The sequence below is a fragment of the Spirosoma profusum genome, assembly GCF_014699005.1.
GTDB classification, from domain to species: Bacteria; Bacteroidota; Bacteroidia; order Cytophagales; family Spirosomataceae; genus Spirosoma; species Spirosoma profusum.
Genome location: NZ_JACWZY010000023.1, coordinates 40,032 through 64,759, shown reverse-complemented (window position 1 = coordinate 64,759; position 24,728 = coordinate 40,032). Strand labels below are relative to the sequence as shown.

Below are 24,728 nucleotides of genomic sequence, written 5' to 3'. Positions count from 1 at the left end.
GCTATGCCAAAGGCACAAATGAATACCGACAAAGGGACGATGCTAATCGAATTTTTTGAGAAAGATGCACCCAAAGCGGTCAATAATTTTATTACGCTTGCCAAAAAGGGATTCTATGATGGCGTTAAATTCCACCGTGTTATTCCCGATTTTATGATTCAGGGGGGCGACCCAACAGGCACGGGTGCCGGTGGACCCGGCTACACCATCGATTGTGAACTAACCGGCGAAAATCAATACCATGATCGGGGTGTCCTTTCAATGGCGCATCGGGGACGTAACACGGGTGGTTCTCAGTTTTTTATCTGTCACAACCGTCAGAACACCGCCCACCTCGACCGGAATCACACCGTTTTCGGGAAAGTTGTTGAAGGGCTGGACGTAATCGATCAGATTCGTCAGGGCGACAAAATCAACAGCATTACTGTTGTTGAAGAATAGACGTAGTGGTGGCGTGACTGAGTCATTCTACATTCTCGGCCCACTCATTGCAAGGTTTTATGAATATGTTAAAAATGAGCCGTTTTCGTCATGCTGATGCAGGAAGCATCTTAAGATTTCCTTACTCTCAAATTGGGACACTTTAAGATGCTTCCTGCGTCAGCATGACGAAAACGGCTCATTTTTAACTTGTTACCAGATAGTATACTACGTAGTAAATCGACTACTCCATTTCATTCTGAACCAGAATCTTCTGCCCGACCACATCATCTTTCCGCACGAATGGACGAATGATGATCCGAGTGCCGCGCTGATACGTAAATAAGCGATACATCCAGTTACTGAACACAATCAGTTTACTTCGGAAACCGACCAGATACCAGATGTGTACGAACAGCCACGCCATCCAGGCGATGAAACCGCCTAAGTGAACGTTACCCGGCAAATCGGCAACGGCGCGGCTTCGACCAACAATGGCCAACGAACCTTTGTCGAAATATTCAAACGGTTCGGTCGATTCGTTTTTGAGGATGTGGCGCAGGTTTTTGGCTAAATGTTTCCCTTGCTGAATGGCCGGTTGCGCTACGCCTGGATGACCTTTGGGATAATCTTCCAGCTTCATGAACGCAATATCGCCGATAGCAAATACGTCGTTCAGACCCTGCACCCGGTTGATGGGATCGACCAGAATCCGGCCTTTTTCAATTGCTTCTGTCGGAATTCCCGCGATAAGTGCTCCCGTTACACCGGCTCCCCAGACCAGCGTCTGCGTCCTGATTTTTTCGCCCCCTTTGAACGTAACAGTCTCACCATCATACGCTTCAACCAACGTATTAAGCTTAATGATCACACCCAAATCTTCCAGGTATTTTTGTGATTTTTTGCCCGCTTCATCCGACATTGGTGGTAAGACTTTACCTAACCCTTCCACTACGTAGATTTTCATCTGACTGAAATCCAGGCCCGGATAATCGTTGGGTAATACGTGTTTCCGCATTTCGGCCAGCGAGCCCGCCATTTCAACACCCGTTGGCCCTGCACCTGCAATCACGAACGTAAGCAGACTCTCACGCTCGGCGGGATCGGTCGTGACGCTGGCCTGTTCGAAACACTGCAAAAACTGACTGCGTACGTTGAGCGCTTCGGGAATGGTTTTCAGCGGAAAGGCATACTTTTGAATATCAGCGTTCCCAAAGAAATTTGACTTAGAGCCAGCGGCAATCACCAGATAATCATAGTGTAACTCGCCAATGAGCGTAGTGACGGTTTTAGCTGACGTATCAATCTTGTTGACCCGCACCATGCGGTAGTGAAAATCTTCATAGCCATCGAACATCTTCCGGAACGGTTCAGCAATGGCATCCGGCTCCAGACCGGCGGTGGCTACCTGATACAGCAGCGGCCAGAATCCGTTGTAATTCTGTTTGTCGAACAGAACGATCTGCACATCCGTATTGCGCAGACTTTTGGCCAGGTTCATACCCCCAAAACCGCCCCCGATAATGACGACGCGTGGCTTGGCTGTATCTGGTATATTGAGCGAGAGTTTATCGAATTGAAGCATAATCAGTCTTTGGTTTCCGTAGACAGGAACTTCCTGCTGTAAGTACTTTACAATACTCTCTTTTGTTTGAAAAACAGCCTTTTGCCCATCTGTCGTTCCCGTTTATATACGATTTTACTAGCTGATCGTTTTTAGTTTGTCATGCTGACGAAGGAAGCATCTTAAAATATCCTTACTAGCTTATTTGGATACTTTAAGATGCTTCCTTCGTCAGCATGACAAAATACGTAACCACCGGTAACTTCTTACGTTTCTTCATGCCATTACGTTTCCTGTATCCAGTACTTTTATTGTTCTTTCCTTATCTGCTACGTGCCCAGACAGGTTCCCGCTTCACGGTGAGTGGGTACGTTCGTGAAACGGGCAGTCAGGAGGCTTTGATTGGTGTAAACGTTTATCTCCCCGGTACCACGACTGGCACTACTACTAATACGTACGGCTTTTACTCGCTTACGTTACCCGCTCAGGACAGCGTTCGATTGGCGTATTCGTTCGTGGGCTATGAGAGCATTACACGTACCATTTCACTACGTAACAACCGTACGCAGAACGTATTGCTCACACCCGGTCAGGCACTGGCTGAAGTGTCCGTGACGGCGGGAACACTCGTTGAAAAGGTGAGCGAAACGCCCCAGATGAGCGCGATTGACGTACCGATAGCGCAAATCAAGAAAATACCGGCGTTTCTGGGCGAAAAGGACGTATTGAAGGTGTTGCAACTGATGCCTGGCGTACAGAAAGGCTCTGAGGGACAAACAGGTATCTACGTCAGGGGTGGTGGCCCCGACCAGAATCTGATCATTCTGGACGATGCAGTGGTCTATAATGCCAACCACTTATTCGGCTTCTTTTCGGTTTTCAACGGCGATGCCATCAAAAGTGTCGAACTCATCAAAGGTGGTTTTCCAGCTCGCTACGGTGGTCGTCTTTCTTCGGTTATCGACCTGAATATGAAAGATGGTAATCGCGATAAACTGCACGGCGAAGGTGGTATTGGTTTGATTGCCAGTCGACTGATGCTCGAAGGCCCGTTGACGAAGAACCATAAAGGTTCGTTTCTGATATCGGCTCGCCGGACGTATCTGGATATCGTAGCCGCTCCGATCATCAAAGCTCAGACGCAGGGACAGACCGAAGCTGGTTATTATTTCTACGACCTCAACGCCAAAGCAAATTACGATTTCAGTCCGAAAGACAAACTGTATTTGAGCGCCTACTTTGGCCGTGACCGTTTCTACGCCACCGACAAGACCAGTAATACTGATACTGGCTTAAATTGGGGCAATACCACCGCCACGTTACGTTGGAATCACCTGTTCAATCAGAAGCTTTTTTCGAATCTTTCCCTGATTTTCAGTGATTACAAGTTCCAGATTTCGGCCGTCGAACGTAGTGCTCAGGATACCGAAGTGTATTCGCTTTACTATAATTCCGGGATTCGGGATTTTGGTCTGAAATATGACTTTGATTTTTATCCGGCTCCTCAACATTCAATTCGGATGGGTCTTCAGAGCACGTATCACCGCTTCACGCCCAGTGCGGTGGTGTTGCAGAATGCGGGCATCAACCAATCCATCGACAATATCAATACTATCGACGTACTGGAATCCGGCCTTTACGTCGAAGATACGTGGCGGCCTTCCAGCAAGTTGCGCGTGAACGGTGGCTTCCGGCTCAGTTATTTTCAGGGGACGGGTGTTGGCTACGTCCGGCCCGAACCCCGGATTTCGGCGGCACTTACCATCAAGCCCGATTTGTCGGTGAAAGCGTCGTACGCACTCATGAATCAATACGTTCACCTGCTTTCTAACACTGGCATCGGCCTGCCCACTGACCTTTGGGTCCCCACCACCGACCGGGTGAAACCCCAACAGTCGCAGCAGGTAGCGGTTGGCATCGCTAAAGACTATACCGATAAAGGCCTGGCACTGACTGTCGAAGGGTATTACAAGCAGATGAATAACATCATCAATTATAAAGAAGGAGCCAGTTTTCTGCTTATCAACGATCCGACTGGAGCCAATCGGGTACGTTGGGAAGACAACGTAACGGCGGGTCGGGGCTGGAGTTATGGCGGTGAGTTTTTGCTCCAAAAGAAAATTGGTCGGCTTTCGGGATGGGTTGGCTACACGCTTTCCTGGACGCAGTGGCAATTTGACGAATTGAATGGCGGAAAGCCATTTTTCCCGCGTTACGACCGGCGACATGACGTATCGGTTGTTGGCATTTACGAACTGAACAAACGTATTACGTTGTCTGCTACGTGGGTGTATGGTACGGGTAATGCGCTTACTGTGCCTGTTGGTCGTTACGATACGTATCGCCCTGGCAATGCAGTGGTTACGGGCGGTATGCCAAATTCGGCTGTTGTTCAGGGCCTTTTCCAGAATACACGTACTGTCGACGATTATGGTACGCAGAAAAATACGTTTCGCGCCGAAGCCTATCATCGATTCGACTTCAGTATTCAGTTTCACAAGCAGAAACGAACGCATGAACGTACCTGGGAAATCAGTTTTTACAACCTGTACAACCGGCGCAATCCGTTCTTTTACCGGCTTGAGTCAGTTCCTGCTACGGCTACGACAAACGCCCGCACGGCGCTGTTTCGTTATTCTGTTTTCCCGATTGTTCCGGCGGTTAGTTATAATTTCAAATTCTGATGCAGTTATTCGTTCAAAATCGTCGGGCTATTGCTACGTTGCTGGCTTTTCTGGCCGGTTTTATTGGGTTGAATAGCTGTTCCAGCCTTCGGAATGAAGTGTCGCCGAGTCTGCTGGGTGCTACGTCGACAAAGTTGGTGGTTACCTGCTACCTTTCCCCGCAGGATACGATTTTGGCTGTAAAAGTCACACGGTCGAATACGGTTGTGGGCGATAGTATTAGTTTATTGCAAACCGGTAACAACGTAACAGATGCCACAGTTACGTTATCAGATGGAAGTCGAACCGTTGTTTTAACGTATAATCGAATCGTAGCCGGCGACACAGTAAAAAGTCGCCCTTATTATAGCGCCGACATCCGCTCGTTACCTATTGTTGTGGATGGTACGTATACTCTGCACGTGACTACACCTAACGGTCAAATTGCTACCAGCCGCTGTACCATACCAGCGGCTGTTCCTCTGAAAGAAGTGAAACTCGATTCGATCAACCAGCGCTACTATCTTCAGGCAAACTGGCAGGATCCCGCCAACCAGGTCAATTATTACCAAGTATCAGGCTCATTGCGCTACATCTTAACCAGTTGTGTATCGTGTAAGACAGAAAGTGCCAGCGGTCTTTCGTTTGAGGATGACAATCGGGGCTTGTTCAGCGACTCGGGTGTCGATGGAACCGTGATACCTTCTGGGCGGGCTTATCTAAATATCAATCCATCTGTTAAGTTCCACAACCAATTTAGAAAAGCCAGAGTTATTCTTAACCTGCTCAGCGTCGATCAATCTTACTTCCTTTTTCAGGACGCCATTAACCGACAGCGACGATCACGTAACAATCCCTTTGCCGAACCTGTCTTGATTCCCAGTAATATAGACGGAGGATTAGGCTGTTTTGCCGGATACAACACCACCAGTAAGACCTTGACTATCAAATAGGCTAATCAGTCTGAATTTCAGAAGCTTTTTTTGTCATGCTGAGGAACGAAGCATCTTAACGTATCCTTACTCACTTGTTTGGATGGTTCAAGATGCTTCGTTTCTCAGCATGACAAAAAAACGGCTTTTTGAAAAAGTTTAAACAGATTCTATATTTGACGGTCATCCCGCGCTACGTAGCTTATTGTCACGAGTCTATCGGTTTTATCGCTACCTTTGTGCTGTTTTTCTGACCTACTTCTATGAATGCAACCTACGTTCCGGCCGATTACCTTCCGGTGCTTATCCAACTTGGTTTAGCTTTGGGCTTCATCGTGACAACGATGATTGTTACCCACAATATTGGCCCCAAAAGGAACAGCCAGAAGAAAGACGACCCATTCGAGTGCGGTATCCCCGTACAAGGAGACGCTCGAACCCCAATTTCTATCAAGTATTTTCTGATTGCCATCCTGTTCGTCCTGTTCGACGTAGAGGTTATCTTTTTGTATCCCTGGGCAGTAAATTTTAAAGGCTTGGGAATGACGGGCTTTATCGAGATGATCCTGTTTATGGGACTGCTTCTGGCGGGATTTTACTACATCATCCGCAAGGGGGTTTTGAAGTGGGAATAAGTCCTGATAAATGAATTTTTGAGCATACTTATTCGTTGTTTTAGTAGGTAACTACAACGTATTCATGGCAACTGATATTAAGCTGGCTGAAGCCCCCGCGAGTTATGACGGTCCCGGTTTTTCAGCTACATCTTTCGATAAAATAATAGGGCTGGCCCGGGCAAACTCGCTCTGGCCATTGCCATTTGCTACGTCCTGCTGCGGAATTGAGTTCATGTCGACAATGGCCTCGACGTTTGACCTGGCCCGGTTTGGGTCCGAACGCCCCAGTTTCTCGCCCCGTCAGGCCGATATGCTGCTGGTAGCGGGTACCATTGCAAAAAAAATGGGGCCTGTTGTGAAGCAGGTTTACCTGCAAATGGCTGAACCTCGGTGGGTTATTGCTATCGGTGCCTGCGCGTCGAGCGGTGGTATTTTCGATACGTATAGCGTACTGCAGGGCATCGACCGCATTATTCCGGTTGATGTTTACGTACCGGGTTGCCCACCTCGTCCAGAGCAAATTCTGGACGGTGTGATGCAGGTGCAGGAATTAGCCAAAAACGAATCGCTACGTCGACGTAACACTGAAGAGTATCAGAAGCTTCTGAATTCGTATAATATTCAATAAAAGAATGCGTGATTGTTTTTTTAGCGCGAAATGCCCTGTTAAGTCATTCGCTCAATCACGCATTCACTCATTCACTCATTGACAATGCTGACCAACGAAGAAGTTGCGCAGACCATAATCAATCAGTTTGGCGAGGCCGTCACCGACTTCGATGACCCATATAATTTGCTCACGTTCTCGACCAGCCGTGAACAGATTATTCCACTCGTAGCTTTCCTGCAAAATCATCCGACATTACAGGTTGGTTTCCTGACCGATATAACGGCCGTACATTACCCGGATTCGAAGGGGAAAGAATTCTGTGTTGTCTATCACCTGCACAGCCTGACCAATAATTTTCGATTGCGCATCAAGGTCTATCTGACCGCCGATGATGTACACATACCAACGATGACACCTTTGTTTGCCAGTGCCAATTGGATGGAACGCGAAACATTCGACCTGTTTGGTATTATCTTCGATGGTCATCCCGATTTGCGCCGGATTCTGAACATGGAAGAAATGGATTATTACCCGATGCGTAAGGAATATCCGCTTGAGGACGGTACGCGAGAAGACAAAATTGACGCATTGTTTGGACGGTAACTAATTGTGAATGAGCGAATGAGTGAATTAGCGAATACGTTCTGTAGCTGGTTTATTCACTCATTCACTCATTCACTCATTCACTCATTGAATTATGCTTGACGAACTTGATATAGCCAAAAAAAACCTGCCTGCCGAACAGGGGCCGGTTCAGTACGTTAACGAACTGACCACGCTTAACCTGGGACCAACGCACCCGGCCACGCACGGCATTTTTCAGAACATCCTGCAAATGGATGGCGAGAAAATCGTGTCGGGCGAGCAGACCATCGGCTATATCCACCGGGCTTTTGAAAAAATTGCCGAACGTCGGCCTTTTTACCAAATCACAACCCTCACTGACCGGATGAATTACTGTTCGTCGCCCATCAACAACATGGGCTGGTGGATGACGGTCGAGAAGTTGCTAGGCGTCGAAGTTCCCAAGCGGGCGCAGTATATACGGGTGATTATGATGGAGTTGGCTCGTCTGGCCGACCACCTCATCTGTAACGGAATTCTGGGTGTAGACACGGGTGCATTTACGGGCTTCCTGTACATCTATCAGGAGCGCGAACAGATATACGAAATCTACGAGGAAATTTGCGGAGCCCGTCTGACGACCAACATGGGACGTATCGGCGGCATGGAGCGCGACCTTTCGCCCACGGCGATACGTAAGATTAAAGAGCTGTTGGTACGTTTCCCGAAAGTGCTGACTGAGTTTGAAAATCTCTTCAACCGCAACCGCATTTTCATGGACCGCGTGATTGGTGTGGGAGGGATTTCGGCAGAGCGGGCGTTAAGTTACGGCTTCACAGGGCCAAATCTTCGCGCTGCGGGTGTAGATTATGACGTGCGCGTCATGAATCCGTATTCCTCCTATGAGGACTTCGAGTTCGACATCCCGGTTGGACAAAGTGGTGATACGTATGACCGCTTTATGGTACGTAACGAGGAAATGCGGCAGAGCCTACGGATTATTCAGCAGGCTATGGACAACCTACCTGAAGGCCCTTACTACGCTGATGCTCCGCAATATTACCTGCCGCCCAAACAGGAAGTTTACAAAAACATGGAAGCCCTCATTTATCATTTCAAAATTGTGATGGGCGAAATCGACGCTCCTGTTGGCGAGGTGTATCACGCTGTTGAGGGCGGAAATGGTGAGCTAGGTTTCTATCTGATTAGCGACGGCGGTCGCGCACCGTATCGACTTCATTTCCGGCGTCCCTGTTTCATATATTATCAGGCTTACCCGGAAATGTGCAAAGGTTTGACCCTGTCCGACGCCATTGTGATTATGAGTAGCATGAACGTAATTGCTGGTGAGTTGGACGCGTAAACGCTTCCGTTATGAAAAACTGGCCTGAATTAGTATTTAACTCGCATTACTTAACTGCCATTGAAGTGAAGAAATCGCTTGAAGCCGGAGAAGTCATGGACGCTGAGGAAGGTATAGAGCAGTTAATTGAAGCAATGGTACGAGCGGACCGACGAGCTGTTAAAAGTCAGCTTGTTCGATTGATGAAGCATATTCTTAAGTGGAAAATACAACCGAGTAGGCGTTCAACAAGTTGGATTCGGTCGATTCACAATGCGCGGATTGAGATACGGGATACGCAGGAAGAAACGCCCTCGATTACCAACGATGTAATTGCAACACTGTGGGACCGAGCTTTTGAAATGGCACTTGGAGAAGCAGAAGATGAAATTGGTCAGCCACTCGGTTCTGTGCCCCCACTCACCTGGGATGAAGTTTTTGAGGATGAATACCTGCTGTAAACGATGACGACAGAGACGAATAATTCCGCTGTAGAATTTACGCCGGAACGATTGACAAAGGCTAAGGAAATTATTGCACGCTACCCCGAAGGTCGGCAAAAATCGGCGTTGTTACCGCTTCTGCATTTGTTGCAGGAGCAGGAGGGTTGGACCAGTCCCGAAGGTATGGACTACGTAGCACGCATGCTTGATATCCAGCCGATTGAAGTGTACGAAGTTGCTACGTTCTACACGATGTATCACCTCGATCCGGTTGGCAAACACGTCATCGAATATTGCCGTACGGGTCCCTGCTGCCTGATGGGGGGCGAAGAAGTCTACGCGCACCTGAAAAACCGGTTGGGTATTGATGCCGGACAAACTACGGTAGACGGGCGATTTACGCTGAAGGAAGTGGAGTGTCTGGCGGCCTGCGGCATGGGGCCAGTTTTCCAGATTCGGGAAAAATACTACATGCACCTGACCAACGATCGAGTAGACGAAATCATTGACGAGTTATCGAAATAGTATATGTCAACGATAACGGAAATAGAATCAGCGGTGTCGCAACTTTCAGCGAAAGAACTAACCGAATTTCGGAACTGGTTCAATGAATTTGACGCGCTAGCTTGGGATAAGAAATTTGAAGAGGATGTGAAAGGCGGTAAACTTGACACATTAGCCAGTAAAGCAATAAGTGATTTTAAAGCGGGTCGATTCCGGGAATTGTGAGACATTTTACAGCGCCTGATTTCTGGAGCCGTTATGACTAATTACCAACAGCGATTCAGAAATTAGCGGATAAAAATTATGCCTTGCTGAAACAGAATCCTAAACACCCTTCTCTACATTTTAAACAGGTCAATCAGTACTGGTCTGTTCGAGTTGGCGAACAGTTCCGAGCAGTCGGCATTGAAATTGAAGAAGGGTTATTATGGTTTTGGATTGGTACGCATACCGAGTATGATAAATTGATTGGTTAACGCGCAGATGGGTATTAAGATATTAACCGAACATATTGACGTTCCTGGCATCGAGACATTCGATGTTTATCGGAAACAAGGTGGCTACACGGCTGTCGAGAAAGCGCTCAAAACGATGACGCCCGACGCTATTGTAGAAGAAGTAAAAAAAGCAGGCGTTCGTGGACGGGGTGGAGCCGGTTTCCCGATGGGTATGAAGTGGAGCTTTCTGGCTAAACCCGAGGGCGTTCCCCGTTACTTGGTTTGTAATGCTGATGAGTCGGAACCAGGTACGTTCAAAGATCATTATCTGATGAAAATGATCCCTCACTTACTCATTGAGGGTATGATTATTTCATCGTTCGCGCTAGGAGCCAATAAGTCGTTTATCTATGTGCGGGGCGAGCTGATGTACGTAATACACATCCTCGAAAAAGCCATCGCCGAAGCTACAGCCAAAGGATTCCTTGGTAAAAATATCCTCGGTAGTGGCTACGACCTTGAACTAGTCGTGCAACCCGGTGGTGGTGCTTACATCTGTGGTGAAGAAACCGCCCTGCTCGAATCGCTGGAAGGCAAGCGGGGCAATCCACGTAACAAACCGCCATTTCCGGCTGTAAAAGGGCTTTATCAGTGCCCTACGGTAGTTAATAATGTAGAGTCGATTGCTACAACGGCCTGGATTGTCAATAATGGTGGTGATGCATATGCTGCAATTGGCATCGGACGTAGCACAGGAACGAAATTGATTTCAGCTTCGGGGCATATCAATAAACCGGGCGTTTATGAAATTGAACTGGGGGTTCCGGTCGAAGATTTTATTTACGCTGACGAGTGGTGCGGTGGTATTCGTCCGGGTCATAAATTCAAGGCACTAGTCGCTGGTGGCTCGTCAGTTCCCATTCTGCCTGCCAATTTAGCCCTTACATTAGCCAATGGAGAAAAGCGGCTAATGTCGTATGAATCGCTATCGGATGGAGGCTTCGCAACGGGTACGATGTTAGGTTCGGGTGGATTTATAGTATTCGACGAAACATCCTGTATTGTACGTAACACCTGGAACTTCTGCCGCTTTTACCATCACGAATCCTGTGGCCAATGCAGCCCTTGCCGCGAAGGAACAGGTTGGATGGAGAAAGTTCTTCACCGCATTGAGTACGGACACGGTCATCAGCAGGACATTGACTTGCTGGTCGACGTAGCGAAAAAAATAGAAGGAAACACCATTTGCCCGCTTGGCGATGCAGCCGCCTGGCCCGTAGCCAGCGCGATCCGCCATTTCCGGGATGAGTTCCAATGGCACATTGATAACCCGTCGGAAGCTACCCAACCGGGAGCTGTTTATCGGGGGGAAATGGCATTGGTGTAAGTAACGCGGCTGGAAAGCCGCTTAATAAGCTAACTGAGTCGCGGCTCCCCAGCCGCGTTACGATATATGGAAGACGTAAAGCCGCAATTATTGAAAGTCACTATTGACGGAATTGAAGTCGAAGTTGAGCCGGGCACAACTATTTTGCAGGCTGCCCGCAAAATTGGTCCGTCGGTAGCTCCGCCGGCCATGTGTTATTACCAGCCGTTGAAAGGCAGTGGTGGTAAATGCCGGGCCTGTCTGGTTCGGGTAGCGGCTGGTTCGGCCAAAGACCCACGACCTATGCCTAAACTGGTGGCTTCTTGTTTGACCGCCGTGCAGGACGGCATGATTGTCGAGAACGAAACCAGTCCACAGGTTATCGATGCCCGTAATGGTGTAGTTGAGTTTCTTCTCTTAAACCACCCACTCGATTGCCCGGTTTGCGATCAGGCGGGCGAGTGTGATCTTCAAAATTTCGCCTTCGACCACGGCAAAGCGACAACCCGTTACGAAGAAGAGCGTCGGACGTTCGAGAAAAAAGATATTGGTCCGTACGTACAATTGCACATGACCCGCTGCATTCTCTGCTACCGTTGCGTATATACCGCCGACCAAATCACCAACAAACGTGTACACGGCGTATTAGGCCGGGGTGACGCATCCGAAATCAGTACGTATATTGAGAAAGCTATCGACAACGATTTTTCGGGGAATGTCATCGACGTTTGTCCTGTTGGGGCTTTAACGGATAAGACGTATCGCTTCAAAAATCGGGTGTGGTTTACCAAACCGGTCGATGCCCATCGCGACTGTCCCACCTGTTCAGGCAACGTAACACTTTGGTATCGGGGCGATGAAGTGATACGTGTTACGGCCCGGAAGAACGAGTGGAGCGAAGTAACGGAGTTTATCTGCAATACGTGCCGCTTCGAAACCAAGAAAACCAGCGACTGGACCATTGAAGGACCGACGAAAATTTCGCGTAGCTCGGTGATTTCGGCCAACAAATATCGAGCCGATACCATCAAACCAAGTTTTGGTCAGCGACTGGCGGCTGCAGAATATAAAGCCATTCACGATGAGCGTGATACGTCGCAACTGGCGATTCAGCAGTTGCCACCCGAACGCTTTGCCAAAACACTGCCATCAGCCATAGAACCAGAACCTTAAAAAGTTGTAAGGTTGTAGAGTTATATAGTTGTAAAGTTTGCCGCTACGTAACACTACAACCCTACAACCTTAGAACTTTATAACTCATTAAAATGGACGTAACCGTATTAATCGTTAAAGGAATTATTATCCTGGTCATTTTTGGGATAACACTTCTGATTGCGACCTACTCTACCTACGCCGAGCGGAAAGTAGCAGCATTTCTACAGGATCGCATCGGCCCGAACCGGGCGGGTCCCTGGGGATTGCTTCAGCCGATTGCCGATGCCGGTAAAATGTTCTTTAAAGAAGATTTCATCCCGTCGCAAGCCAGCAAATGGCTGTTTATTCTTGGCCCTTGCCTGGCCATGTTAACTGCGCTGATGTCGAGTGCTGTTATCCCGTTCGGCGATAGTATTCGATTCGCGTGGAATAAAGTAAATTACGACGTAGCGGTACAGGGTATTGAGATCAATATCGGTGTACTGTACATCTTTGGCGTTGTTTCGCTGGGTGTTTATGGCGTTATGGTTGGTGGCTGGGCTTCGAACAACAAGTTTTCGCTGCTGGGCGCAATTCGGGCGGCTTCGCAAAATATCAGTTATGAAATTGCCCTGGGTCTGTCGCTGATTGCCATCCTGATGATGACGGGCTCACTTTCAGTACGTTCCATTGTGAATGAACAGGCCAGCTTTTTCGAATGGAACATTTTCACGCAGCCACTTGGCTTTATCATCTTTCTGACCTGCTCCTTTGCCGAATGCAATCGTACCCCCTTCGACCTGCCCGAGTGCGAAACTGAGCTCGTTGGTGGTTACCATACCGAATATAGTTCGATGAAACTCGGCTTTTATCTTTTCGCCGAATACATCAATATGTTTGTTTCTTCAGCCTTCATTTCAGCCCTTTATTTTGGCGGTTTTCATTATCCGTTCATGAACGAGGTAAGTGGTTTGCTCGAAAAATCGCTGGGAGTTGTGGCTGGTCATAACGTAGCAACGGCACTTACTGTTGTCGTTTTCTTCGCGAAGATTTTCTTCTTCATTTTCTTTTTTATGTGGGTTCGGTGGACGCTTCCGCGCTTCCGCTACGACCAACTGATGAATCTGGGCTGGAAAACGTTTATCCCGTTAGCCATTCTGAACGTAGTAGTTACCGGAGCTGGATTGCTCTATAACTTTAAATATTCAAGCTGGCTGATTGCTATTGTGATGATCGTGCTGGCCGTTACGTCGATAGCTCGTACGCCAAAACGGGAGCCGATCCCACAAAAAATATAAAGAGTCATTAGTCGTCAGTCAATAGTCTTATGTGTTTTACGGATGACTATCAACTGACGACTAGGGACTGACGACTGGAACCTATGCAACTAACAAATCGCTCCAAACAGGTCAGCAATAAGGAAATGACGCTGGCGGAAAAGATGTACCTGCCTGCCGTAATAAGTGGGTTAGCGATTACGATACGTCACTTTTTTCGCAAAAAACCGACGATTCAGTACCCAGAGGTGAAAAAATATCTCGGCCCCATTTATCGCGGTCACCACGTATTAAAGCGTGATGAACAAGGACGTGAACGATGTACGGCTTGTGGTCTATGCGCTGTTGCCTGCCCCGCCGAAGCGATCTCGATGATTGCTGCCGAACGGAAAAAAGGCGAGGAAAATCTATATCGCGAAGAGAAGTATGCGGCTGTGTATGAGATTAATATGCTACGTTGCATTTTCTGCGGCCTTTGCGAAGAAGCCTGCCCCAAACAGGCCGTTTACCTCCGCCACGACCGAATGGTGCCCGTTTTCCAGGAGCGCGATGAGGTGGTTTACGGTAAAGACAAGCTCGTTGAAAAACTGGACGACCGCTACGTTCGCGTAAACAACTCTGAAGTAAAAACAACACCTACCGAACCCAGCTTAACGCGGGCGGCAACGTAGTAAATCGTCAATCTGAACGGCGAATCTTTATTAATCTATGACTGAGACACTTAATTTTTTTAAAACTTTAACTGGCACCGGCTACCTGTTTCTAGGACTGACCACTGTTACGTTATTCTGCGCCATTGGTGTGGTGACAGCGCGCAACCCGATTTACAGCGTTCTGGCACTGATTGCTACGTTCTTTTGCTTATCAGGCCACTACATTTTGCTGAATGCCCAGTTTCTGGCAGCTGTAAATATCATCGTGTATGCAGGTGCCATCATGGTTCTTTTTCTCTTCACTATCATGTTTCTGAATTTGCGGAAGGAGGATGAAGAGTCAAAGACGAACCTGACTAAAATGGCTTCTGTAGTCGTTGGGGGTTTGCTGATGGTGATGCTGATCACTATTTTCCGGGCTAAGAGTGCACAGGTACCAACGGTGAGTCCTAACTCTCCTTTCGATTCCAGAACGGGTCTGGTTGAACAATTAGGCAATCTGCTCTATAGCGATTATATTCTGCCGTTTGAGCTGGCATCAGTGCTATTTCTGGTAGCTATGGTTGGCGCTGTGATGCTTGGTAAGCGCGAAGCAGGCGACCGGCATTTCTAAGATTTTACCCGTATCACCAACGTAACTTGGGGGCCGCTTTAACGAGCGGCTTTTTCTTTCATCAATCCGTCCGAACTTTGTCGTTCAAATGGAGTGTTATCCACAAACGATAATTGACTAATTACCTGTTTTGAAAACCAAAGGATTACGTACAAATAAAATCAATATTGTTACGCTCGGCTGCTCGAAGAATCTGGTCGATTCGGAGGTGCTGTTTACGCAGCTTAAGGGCAACGGCATGGACGTAACGCACGAATCGAAGAAAGACGATGCCAATATTGTTGTCATCAATACGTGCGGCTTTATCGATAATGCAAAGGAAGAATCCGTTAACACTATTCTGCGCTACGTTGATGCGAAGGAAGCTGGCATAGTTGATAAAGTATACGTAACGGGCTGCCTTTCGCATCGGTACAAGGACGAACTGGAAGTAGAAATTCCGACCGTCGATGCGTGGTTTGGAACTAACGAAATGCCCCGTCTGCTGAAAACGCTACGTGCCGATTATAAACACGAACTCGTTGGTGAACGACTCCTGACAACGCCCGCCCATTTTGCCTATCTTAAGATTGCCGAAGGATGCGACCGGCCCTGTTCGTTCTGCGCTATCCCGCTTATGCGCGGAGTGCACGTATCACGATCTATAAATGAATTGGTTACAGAGGCTAAATCTCTAGCCAGGCGCGGTACAAAAGAGTTAATTCTGATTGCACAAGACCTGACGTACTACGGTCTCGATTTATATAAAAAACGTAACCTGGCTGATCTTATCGACCAACTGGCCGACGTAGAAGGCATCGACTGGATACGTTTGCAATACGCTTACCCGTCTGGTTTCCCACTCGACGTATTGGACGTAATGCGGAATCGGCCGAACGTTTGTCATTATCTGGATATGCCCCTGCAAACTGGCTCGACTGAATTGCTGAAACTTATGCGCCGGGGGATTACGCGTGAGAAAACGGAAACGCTGATTCATACCATTCGGGATAAAGTTCCGGATATTACACTACGTACTACGTTGATTGTGGGGCACCCCGGCGAAACGGATGCGATGTTTCAGGAAACGTATGATTTCGTAGAACGGATGCGTTTCGACCGCATGGGCGTGTTTACGTACTCACACGAGGAAAACACGCACTCATTCTCCATGCCCGACGATATTGACGCCGACGTAAAGCAGGAACGGGCCGATGAACTGATGGAATTGCAGCAGGGAATCTCGCAGGAGTTGAATCAGCAGAAAGTTGGCCAAACCTACAAAGCACTATTCGATCGGAAAGAAGGCGGTTATTTTATCGGCCGCACCGAAGCCGATTCGCCCGAAGTCGATAATGAAGTGCTAGTTCCTGCGAGTCAATACGTTCGATTGGGCGATTTTGCCAACGTTCGTATTGACCGCGCCGAAGAGTTTGATTTATACGGAACCGTGGTATAAATAGAAGGTTCGTAATGTCTGTTACTTTTAACCTGACTTTGTGATGGATCTCAAAACCGAACCACAGGCCCGTTCGTTTTTGAGATCCATCACAAAGTCAGGTTAAAGAACTATACTGGCGTCCCGGCTTACTCCACGTTCAATCGTTACCATCCTCCAGCGAACCTTGCGGGTTTTTCTGTTGTTGAGCCGAATAAATACCTATCGTAGCCCATCGAATGGACTGTCAGTACCTGCCCCTTACGTCTACCGGCCAGTTTTCGCCACTATTTCTCGATTACATCAACCAAAACGATAACGTAAAACCTTTCTATAACCGATTTCCCCAGGTGTCGGCGTTTGGCGAGCAGTTAAACGAAAAAAAGTTTGAGGACTCAAAACGGCAGGTTCTGGTGCAGGCGTTGGAGCGGCAGTATCAGTCTATTGCAAAGAAGCCCGATTTTTCGGTGCTCTTAGAACCCAATACGTTCACGGTGACTACGGGGCACCAGCTCAATATTTTTACAGGGCCGGTTTATATTCTGTATAAACTCATTACCACCATCAAACTGGCCCGAAAACTCAAGGAGACGTATCCTGACTACAATTTCGTGCCCATCTACTGGATGGCGACCGAAGATCATGACTTTGCCGAGATCAATCATTTCTCCATGTTTGGGAGAAATTATGCGTGGCAATCCGACCAACGTGGCGCGGTTGGGCGGATGAATCCACAGGAATTAAAAAGTCTGTTTGGACAGATTCCCGAAAAACTGACCTTATTTGAAGAGGCTTATCTGAAAAACAATACGTTAGCCGATGCTGTACGGTACTACGTTAACGAGTTGTTCGGAGCGGAAGGAATAATTTGCCTGGACGCCGACGATGCAGCTTTAAAACGCGTCTTCATGCCTGTAATGGAAGACGAATTACTACGTCAGGAATCGGGCGAACTAGTTCAGAAACAGACCGAATTGCTGGAAAATTTAGGCTACAAAACGGTGATTACGCCCCGCGATATCAACCTGTTTTATCTGGATGACCAACTTCGTGAACGCATCGAGCGCAAAGAAGATGGTACGTATCGGGTAATTCACACAAAGCTTAAGTTTACAGAAAGTGAATTGCTGAATCTCCTTCACGAGCACCCTGAGAAGTTTAGCCCCAATGTAGTGCTTCGGCCTTTGTATCAGGAAACCATTCTGCCGAATCTGGCTTACATTGGCGGACCGTCGGAGGTTCCTTACTGGTTGCAGCTGAAGTCGGTTTTCGAGCGTTTCCAGACAACCTTCCCGATCCTGATGCCCCGTAATTTTGCGATGTACGTGCCATCAGTTAGTGCGAAACGTATCAATAAACTGGGTCTGACTCCTGAAGAGCTTTTCCAGGATACACTGACACTAAAACGCGAATTCGTAGAGCATCATACGCGCCACTCGCTTAAATTCGATAACGAGAATAAAACCGTTAATAAGGCGCTGGACGCGATTCTGCATAAAGCCCAGATGGTTGATCCTACATTGGAAAAAGCGGTGCTGGCCGAAACCAAACGATTTGCCAATGCCGTTGCCCGACTCGAAAAAAAGATGCGCCGTGCCGAAGAACGTAACCAGGAAGTCGGTGTACGTCAGCTACTGGCAGTTAAAAATGAACTGTTTCCGAACGGTAGTTTGCAGGAACGTAGTGAAAATTTCCTGACGTTCTATCTAAACGACCGGCAGTTTCTCCAGAAAATTCTGGCCGCTTTCGATCCGTTTGACTTCCGTATGCAGTTGTGTATGGAATAGAACTATCCTGTCGTAGCCTGGACGTTCACGTCTGGGTGAGTCGGATTTTACATCCGGACGTGGACGTCCAGGCTACATTGTATGCACAAAGCTGACTTACGAAAAATCTTCCTGGCTAAACGAAAATCTTTGTCGGCTGATGAAATTCAGCAACGTAGCGAGCAGCTTGCCCGACTTTTTTTTGATTTTTTGGATAAAAGTCGCTTGTCAGACAGATCGCTTCTACTACATATATTTCTCCCAATCGAACGACAAAATGAGCTTGATACGTGGTTGATTATAAACAAGGTATGGCATAATTATCCACTTGTTAACGTAGCAGTTTCGATAACGGATACCACAACAAATCTGTTAACGCATTATCCATTGAAGGCTGATACGCCTTTACAGGAAAACCGGTGGGGAATCCCAGAGCCAGTTCAATCAATCGAACCTACCATTCCCAGTAGCCAATTCGACGTAGTGCTTGTACCATTACTTTGTTTCGATAAACGTGGCCATCGCGTCGGCTACGGAAAAGGCTTTTACGATCGCTATCTAGCCGATTGCCGCCCCGACTGCTTAAAAATCGGACTTTCACTTTTCGACCCGGTAGACCCAATAGACGATATTCTGCAGACAGACGTAGCGTTGGACGTAGTGATCTCAAGCAATGAGATTTTTATATTTTGACGTAGTATGTTGTCATGCTTCCTCCGTCAGTATAACAACATACTACGTTGTTATCCAGTCCAGAATCCTGGACGATCGGGCTCCCGTTTCGCCAGTGCTTGGGCTTTTTCCCTCACCTCGTAAATCGCTCACGATCAGCTCAATTAGTGGTTGTTGTACGTGTTCTGGAAATGGAATAGAATAATCCACAGGGCCCGATTCCGTTTCGACGAGCAGGCGGAAATTCTCGAAAAATGAGAAAGTGATTTTGCCTTTGGAGCCGACGAGTTGCGTTTGCTCCATTCGTTGCTCCGGATTGACGGTAAAACACCAGTTGCCCGTGCCCACTGCGCCCGACTCAAAAGCGAACGTAGCAACCACCATGTCATCAGCTTTGTACAATCCCGCCTGATTCTGGCTGATACCACTGGCATTTTTGATGGGGCCGAGGAGATACTCCAGAAAATCGAACTGGTGCGAGGCCAGATCATGAAAGCGTCCACCACCGGAAATTTCCGGAAAAACACGCCAGCCCGGTTGCGGATTTTCGCCTGTTTCGCCCGGAAGAGGTTGCCAATAAAGCTGAACGTTTACACAGCGAATTTCGCCAATAGTCTGCTGATCAACTAGTTCTTTTACTTTGAGAAAATAAGGCAATGCCCGGCGATAGTAGGCCACAAAAAGCGGTATGCCCGTCTCCCGGCTCGCCTGATTCATGGCTTCACACTCGGCGGCATTCAGCGCCATCGGCTTTTCTACATAAACCGGTTTACCAGCCTGCATAGCCCGGATGGCGTAATCAGCGTGGCTATCGGGCGGGGTTGCTACGTAGATGGCGTTTACTTCAGGGTCATTAATTAGCTCATCAGCATCGCTGTACCATTTTGGTACGTTGTGTCGACGGGCGTAATCAGCCGCTTTTTCGGCATCACGGCGCATCACGGCAACCAGTTTCGAATGAGGTGCTTTGTTGAAAGCCTGCCCACTTTTTACTTCTGTTACGTCGCCACAGCCAATAATTCCCCACTTTATTTCATCCATTAGGTTTAGGGTTTGGAAAATGAATAATGCATTATCGATTGATTATAAGGCATATACAAATTATTCATTGTGCATTATTCAGTTAATTATACATCAATTCGGAACAAATGCATTGGTAGCGAATAGGGGTCTAATTCTACGTAGTTGTATTCGCCCTGCCAAATATAATACGCGCCAGTGAGCAAGTCGTAAACCGTGTATGACTGCTCCTGACCAATACCCAATTGCCATATAGGCACACGTATTACGCCCGCCCGACGGTTATATGCATCAGTGTTGACCACGATAAGCAGCCGATTACTGCCCGACGTTTTCAGATACGCCATAATAGCGTCGTCGCTGACCGAACAGAACGTAATGTTATTGGTCGTTTGTAGGGCTACGTTCTCGTGGCGAATCCGGTTGACAAGCGTAATCAGGTACGTTAGTTTATTGGTTTTATCCCAGTCCCAACGTCGTATTTCATACTTTTCCGAGTTCAGATATTCTTCTTTGTTTGGAAACGGTACGTGTTCCATCAACTCAAAAGACGGGCCGTAGATGCCGTAGTTGCTCGATAACGTAGCGGCCAGGCAATAGCGGATCAGGAACTGGGGCTCGTGGCCACCATGTAAGCTAGGCGGATTAATATCGTGCGTTGTCGGCCAGAAATTCGGGCGATAGTAAAATTTCATGTCCGATTGTGTCAGTTCGGTCATGTACTGCTCCAGTTCCTGTTTTGAGTTTCGCCATGTGTAGTACGTATATGATTGCGCGAAACCTCGTTTCCCCAGTTCCTGCATCACTTTTGGCTTCGTGAAGGCTTCGGCCAGGAAAAGCATATCCGGAAATTCTTTTTTCACTTCGGCAATAACCCATTCCCAGAAAGCGAACGGTTTGGTATGCGGATTATCGACCCGAACGATACGTACTCCCCACGACGCCCATACAAGTAATACGCGCTTAAGTTCCTGCCAGAGATTCTGCCAGTCGTCGGTTTCGAAATAAACTGGGTAAATATCCTGGTATTTTTTGGGTGGGTTTTCGGCGTATTGGATAGTGCCGTCGGGTCGTTTTTTGAACCACTCAGGATGCTCTTGCGCCCACGGGTGATCGGGGGAGCATTGAATCGCCAAATCCATAGCCACTTCCATCCCGTAATTGGCGGCAATGGCAATCAGGTGCTTAAAGTCCTCAATCGTACCGAGTTCAGAGTGGATTGCATCATGGCCGCCTTCGTCCGACCCAATACCGTAAGGTACACCTGGTTCGCCTGGTTGGCAGATGACCGAGTTATTTTTTCCCTTTCGGTGCGACGTACCAATGGGATGAATAGGCGGCAGATACAGTACGTCGAAACCCATGCCGGAAATCCGGGGAAGTAGTGCCTCTACGTCCCTAAATGTGCCATGTCGGGGCTCTCCAGCTGTTTCTTCACGTGATGCAGAGCGGGGAAACAGGCAATACCACGTACTGAATCCAGCCCGATCTCTATCGACGTCTACGCCCAGTTCGTGTTCGTAACGTGTTACGTTCTTCCGCTCGGGGGACCGATTCGCATAAAAAGTAAACTGATCACTCTCCGCTACAGACACCGCTTCATCATACCGATTTTCGTCGCGGAACAAAGCCGCCATTTCGCGTAATGCTTTTACGTCAGGGCTTTCGTCGGTGGGTGGGGCGGCTTTTTTAAACTTACTGCCTTTTTTGCTTTCCGGCTTTCCACCGGCCCTTTCGAGTATGCCATCAACGTACTGAGCACCAGCCAGTAATTCGCTTGTGATACGTTGCCCGTCGGCCACTTTCAGGTGAATTTCATGTTGCCAGGAGGCTGGATGATCTATCCAGGCTTCGATAGTATAGTAATATTGTCCCTGTTTTTCGACGATAAACGCAGCCCCCCACCGGTCGTTGACAATCAGCGACATGGCCGTTTCCGTCCAGGACGTATCATCAATATGTCTGTAGAGCAGATAAGCTGCCAGATAATCATGACCATCGGCGAATATATCGGCCTCGACCGCTATTACGTTCCCAGGAATGGCTTTGATAGGGAACCGGCCGTTGTCGAGTTCGGGCGATACGCGCGCAATAGCCACGCGAGACTGGCCAGGCCCGTCAAGGCCGGAACGATGGGCAGAAATGTTCATGCACGTAATGGTTAACTTCAGGCTGGTTTGTAAACAGGCGATGACTTGGGATCATGCTACCCGATTAAACGTCAATTTGATAAGCCTGAATGATGCGACAATGTTACAAAAAAAGCCGCGTTCGTCATGACCCTTCCAGACAAGCAAGATGCGGCCCAGATTCTGATTCATCAGGATGCTATGTCGTAAAGCCCAGCAAATGAGCAACCTATCTACTAATAAAGAGCTTTATAAGCTCCTCTGCATGGCAAGAACTCCTCATGTAGCTACGGTATTAGCTATGTAACAGCTATATTTGTTATTGATTTCTTTGTATAGTACCTGTTTAAACGTTTGGAAATCGGTGCCCTAAGAGCGATTTAGAGCTTCTTGTACACCGGATGCCTGTTTCGTCAGAATGACAGAATTCACGCTCGAATCAAAAGTTTAAACAGCCACATATAGAATCTTTATGATTAGTAAAAAAGATATTGCGGGGTCTGTTGTACTTTATAACAGTCCTATTGAAGTGCTGGATAATATTAGTACTTACATTGATCAAATTTCCAAGTTATACGTTGTTGATAATTCAGTTACGCCGAACGCGGAGCTTATTAAAGAATTACAGAAAAATAGCAAAATAAAATATATCTCCTTACAGGGTAATAAAGGTATTGCTACGGCTTTAAATTTTGCTGCTCAGGAAGCGTTAGCTGATAATTATTCGGTATTATTAACTATGGATGATGACACCCAAACGCCATCATCTATGATCGATGAAATGATAACATTCTGGAATCAGTTTCCACATCCTATAGGAATTTTATCGGGTTCTCATCATTCAAAATTAAAGCATGTTCCTTACAGACGTTTGTTATATACGCTTACATCGGGGAATTTGTTAAATCTAGATGCTTATACGAGTGTAGGTAATTTCAAAGATGATTTATTTATTGATCACGTCGATCATGAATACGGTTTACGATTAAACGAAAAAGGGTATCAAGTTATAGAGATACCCAGTATCCGTTTAGTTCACCGGTTAGGGTATATACAGCAAATTAAATTAGGGTCGCGTACTATTGCAGAGTTCGGTAGTCACTCACCTATTCGCTTGTATTATTATACACGAAATGGACTTCATTTATCACGTATATATTTAAAACAAAGCCCTGCTTTTGTTTTAAATTTCGTCGAGAATCTTAGTAAGCTATTTATAAAAGCAATTCTGCTTCAAAAAGACAGAAAGCATCGAATTAAGATGTTGACGAAAGGTTTAATTGACGGATGGAATGGTAATTTAGGTAAAATTAATAGCTAGATTTATCACGCGCTGTTCACAATAATTACTTAAATTGATGAAGGATTATGTGTTTAAAATTCAAAAATTTGAACTGTTATTAGGCGCATATATCCTAATCGCTTTAGTCTTTTTTGCGCTAGTAGGTTATACCGACGTTTATAATGCTACCGAGTACAGTATCTTCGACCTGCGTATAGCTGCGGATCACCATACGTACGTAAATCACTTTAGGGATAACAGGGATAACCTGCTCCTTTATTTGGCTTTATGGCCGAATTTTACTGGGCCTTTTTTTGTAATATGGTTAATTGGCGATAACCTGATTTCTATTTTTATTTTCAATACCTTTTGTTTTTGTTTGTCAGTATATATTATTAGTAAAACTAAATATTTTGACATTAATAAATATTTGATACTATTGGCCATTAATCCAATAACATTTGTAAGCTTATTTGCTGTAAATAAAGAAATGATGGCGTTACTAGCAACTTCTCTGTTTACATCTACATTAATAAAACCTCGCTGGTATTTAATATTATTTAGTCTATTTGTGAGTTTTTTGGCGAGAAAAGAAATGACACTATTATTTATTATTTTATATTGTAATTTTTATTTCTTTCCCAAGTGGAATAAATATAAAGTTCTTCAATATTGCACCTATATATTTCTAATTTCGATTGCCAGTTATTATATAAATGAAAATTTTAGCGCGATAAATAACTATACTATTGAAATAGAAAATACTGTCGAAAATGGAACTGGTGGTGGAACTATATTAATCTTAAATAATCTTCAGAATACATTCGGATATTATTTAGTGGTGCTGCCTAAAACTTTTCTTAATCTTTATGGTAGCGTTTTGACAAGAACTAGTCAAATGATTTTTTTTACAGATGTTTATAATGATATTATTGTGTGGGGGCAGTCTTTTTTGTTCCTTTATGCCGTTCCTGGAGCGTTTTATACTCAGTGGAAAACTAAAGACAAAATTGGAAGTAAGTTCTTTTATGCATTTGTAATTTTGTGTATTATCTTCTCATATATTCCAATAGTACAGACAAGGTATTTTTATTGTGGCTACTTGTTATTAATCGCTGTAATTTCTATAAAAAGAACCTCAATAGCAAAGAATTAAATTTCTGTACTATATTACTTGTAGCAGAAAATTTTCTGTAGGGAGTTGGATTCTTCCGTTTCGTAGTTTAATCGTTGTATACGTATACAGCTCTCATTGATAGCTCCTACTTAGGGGCCTTATCACAAGAAAAGAAAAATTAGGAAT

The 24,728-nt window shown here is 46.5% G+C and carries 24 protein-coding genes; 21 read left to right on the top strand and 3 right to left on the bottom strand.

What is annotated here, in order from left to right; genetic code table 11:
• Window positions 1–3: 3 nt before the first annotated feature.
• Complete coding sequence (locus IC229_RS23445) at window positions 4–441, top strand: peptidylprolyl isomerase (protein WP_190889463.1); 438 nt, start codon at window positions 4–6, stop codon at window positions 439–441.
• Between the two features lie 223 nt (window positions 442–664).
• On the opposite strand, the gene IC229_RS23440 is transcribed toward IC229_RS23445, so the two are convergent.
• Window positions 665–2,005, bottom strand: coding sequence for an NAD(P)/FAD-dependent oxidoreductase (locus IC229_RS23440; RefSeq protein ID WP_190889462.1), 1,341 nt, complete (start codon window positions 2,003–2,005; stop codon window positions 665–667).
• Window positions 2,006–2,262: 257 nt separating this feature from the next.
• Here IC229_RS23440 and IC229_RS23435 point away from each other — a divergent pair, with 257 nt between their 5' ends.
• From IC229_RS23435 to IC229_RS23355, 18 genes are all read left to right on the top strand, one after another.
• Window positions 2,263–4,668 (top strand): TonB-dependent receptor, encoded by a 2,406-nt coding sequence (locus IC229_RS23435; protein WP_190889521.1) that lies wholly within the window; start codon window positions 2,263–2,265, stop codon window positions 4,666–4,668.
• Window positions 4,668–5,600, top strand: a complete 933-nt coding sequence (locus IC229_RS23430; RefSeq protein ID WP_190889461.1) for a DUF4249 domain-containing protein — start codon at window positions 4,668–4,670, stop codon at window positions 5,598–5,600. The genes IC229_RS23435 and IC229_RS23430 overlap by 1 nt, the downstream gene beginning before the upstream one ends.
• Window positions 5,601–5,842: 242 nt before the next feature.
• Window positions 5,843–6,214, top strand: coding sequence for an NADH-quinone oxidoreductase subunit A (locus IC229_RS23425; protein WP_190889460.1), 372 nt, complete (start codon window positions 5,843–5,845; stop codon window positions 6,212–6,214).
• Between the two features lie 64 nt (window positions 6,215–6,278).
• Complete coding sequence (locus IC229_RS23420) at window positions 6,279–6,824, top strand: NADH-quinone oxidoreductase subunit B (protein WP_190889459.1); 546 nt, start codon at window positions 6,279–6,281, stop codon at window positions 6,822–6,824.
• 84 nt (window positions 6,825–6,908) lie between these two features.
• Window positions 6,909–7,409: an NADH-quinone oxidoreductase subunit C gene (locus IC229_RS23415; RefSeq protein ID WP_190889458.1), complete on the top strand. Its 501-nt coding sequence runs from the start codon at window positions 6,909–6,911 to the stop codon at window positions 7,407–7,409.
• 91 nt (window positions 7,410–7,500) lie between these two features.
• The gene (locus IC229_RS23410) at window positions 7,501–8,733 is read left to right on the top strand and encodes an NADH dehydrogenase (quinone) subunit D (RefSeq protein WP_190889520.1); all 1,233 of its coding nucleotides are present in this window, start codon (window positions 7,501–7,503) and stop codon (window positions 8,731–8,733) included.
• An 11-nt stretch (window positions 8,734–8,744) separates the two neighbouring features.
• On the top strand, window positions 8,745–9,173 hold the full coding sequence (locus IC229_RS23405; RefSeq protein WP_190889457.1) for a DUF29 domain-containing protein: 429 nt from the start codon (window positions 8,745–8,747) through the stop codon (window positions 9,171–9,173).
• 3 nt (window positions 9,174–9,176) lie between these two features.
• Window positions 9,177–9,680, top strand: a complete 504-nt coding sequence (nuoE, locus tag IC229_RS23400; RefSeq protein WP_190889456.1) for an NADH-quinone oxidoreductase subunit NuoE — start codon at window positions 9,177–9,179, stop codon at window positions 9,678–9,680.
• A gap of 3 nt (window positions 9,681–9,683) precedes the next feature.
• Window positions 9,684–9,884, top strand: a complete 201-nt coding sequence (locus tag IC229_RS23395) for a hypothetical protein (protein ID WP_190889455.1) — start codon at window positions 9,684–9,686, stop codon at window positions 9,882–9,884.
• 53 nt (window positions 9,885–9,937) lie between these two features.
• Complete coding sequence (locus tag IC229_RS36300; RefSeq protein ID WP_449451363.1) at window positions 9,938–10,135, top strand: ParE family toxin-like protein; 198 nt, start codon at window positions 9,938–9,940, stop codon at window positions 10,133–10,135.
• A gap of 7 nt (window positions 10,136–10,142) precedes the next feature.
• Window positions 10,143–11,483: an NADH-quinone oxidoreductase subunit NuoF gene (gene nuoF, locus IC229_RS23390; protein WP_190889454.1), complete on the top strand. Its 1,341-nt coding sequence runs from the start codon at window positions 10,143–10,145 to the stop codon at window positions 11,481–11,483.
• Window positions 11,484–11,549: 66 nt separating this feature from the next.
• A complete protein-coding gene (locus IC229_RS23385) occupies window positions 11,550–12,635 on the top strand; it encodes a 2Fe-2S iron-sulfur cluster-binding protein (protein WP_190889453.1) in 1,086 nt (361 codons plus the stop codon).
• Window positions 12,636–12,727: 92 nt separating this feature from the next.
• Complete coding sequence (gene nuoH, locus IC229_RS23380) at window positions 12,728–13,894, top strand: NADH-quinone oxidoreductase subunit NuoH (RefSeq protein ID WP_190889452.1); 1,167 nt, start codon at window positions 12,728–12,730, stop codon at window positions 13,892–13,894.
• A gap of 83 nt (window positions 13,895–13,977) precedes the next feature.
• On the top strand, window positions 13,978–14,544 hold the full coding sequence (locus IC229_RS23375; protein WP_190889451.1) for a NuoI/complex I 23 kDa subunit family protein: 567 nt from the start codon (window positions 13,978–13,980) through the stop codon (window positions 14,542–14,544).
• Window positions 14,545–14,581: 37 nt separating this feature from the next.
• On the top strand, window positions 14,582–15,139 hold the full coding sequence (locus IC229_RS23370) for an NADH-quinone oxidoreductase subunit J family protein (protein WP_190889450.1): 558 nt from the start codon (window positions 14,582–14,584) through the stop codon (window positions 15,137–15,139).
• Window positions 15,140–15,269: 130 nt separating this feature from the next.
• Window positions 15,270–16,577, top strand: a complete 1,308-nt coding sequence (gene rimO / locus IC229_RS23365) for a 30S ribosomal protein S12 methylthiotransferase RimO (RefSeq protein ID WP_190889449.1) — start codon at window positions 15,270–15,272, stop codon at window positions 16,575–16,577.
• A gap of 218 nt (window positions 16,578–16,795) precedes the next feature.
• On the top strand, window positions 16,796–18,343 hold the full coding sequence (gene bshC, locus IC229_RS23360; protein WP_190889448.1) for a bacillithiol biosynthesis cysteine-adding enzyme BshC: 1,548 nt from the start codon (window positions 16,796–16,798) through the stop codon (window positions 18,341–18,343).
• An 81-nt stretch (window positions 18,344–18,424) separates the two neighbouring features.
• Complete coding sequence (locus tag IC229_RS23355; protein ID WP_190889447.1) at window positions 18,425–19,015, top strand: 5-formyltetrahydrofolate cyclo-ligase; 591 nt, start codon at window positions 18,425–18,427, stop codon at window positions 19,013–19,015.
• Window positions 19,016–19,057: 42 nt separating this feature from the next.
• Here IC229_RS23355 and IC229_RS23350 read toward each other — a convergent pair whose 3' ends face one another.
• Together IC229_RS23350 and IC229_RS23345 are read right to left on the bottom strand one after the other, a co-directional pair.
• Window positions 19,058–20,035 carry a Gfo/Idh/MocA family protein gene (locus tag IC229_RS23350; RefSeq protein ID WP_190889446.1) on the bottom strand — a complete coding sequence of 326 codons (978 nt, stop codon included), beginning with the start codon at window positions 20,033–20,035 and terminating at the stop codon, window positions 19,058–19,060.
• A gap of 86 nt (window positions 20,036–20,121) precedes the next feature.
• Window positions 20,122–22,164 carry an alpha-1,4-glucan--maltose-1-phosphate maltosyltransferase gene (locus IC229_RS23345; RefSeq protein WP_190889445.1) on the bottom strand — a complete coding sequence of 681 codons (2,043 nt, stop codon included), beginning with the start codon at window positions 22,162–22,164 and terminating at the stop codon, window positions 20,122–20,124.
• 451 nt (window positions 22,165–22,615) lie between these two features.
• Here IC229_RS23345 and IC229_RS23340 point away from each other — a divergent pair, with 451 nt between their 5' ends.
• Both IC229_RS23340 and IC229_RS23335 read left to right on the top strand, forming a co-directional pair.
• Window positions 22,616–23,464 carry a glycosyltransferase gene (locus IC229_RS23340; protein WP_190889444.1) on the top strand — a complete coding sequence of 283 codons (849 nt, stop codon included), beginning with the start codon at window positions 22,616–22,618 and terminating at the stop codon, window positions 23,462–23,464.
• A gap of 37 nt (window positions 23,465–23,501) precedes the next feature.
• Window positions 23,502–24,581: a hypothetical protein gene (locus tag IC229_RS23335; protein ID WP_190889443.1), complete on the top strand. Its 1,080-nt coding sequence runs from the start codon at window positions 23,502–23,504 to the stop codon at window positions 24,579–24,581.
• Window positions 24,582–24,728: the final 147 nt, after the last annotated feature.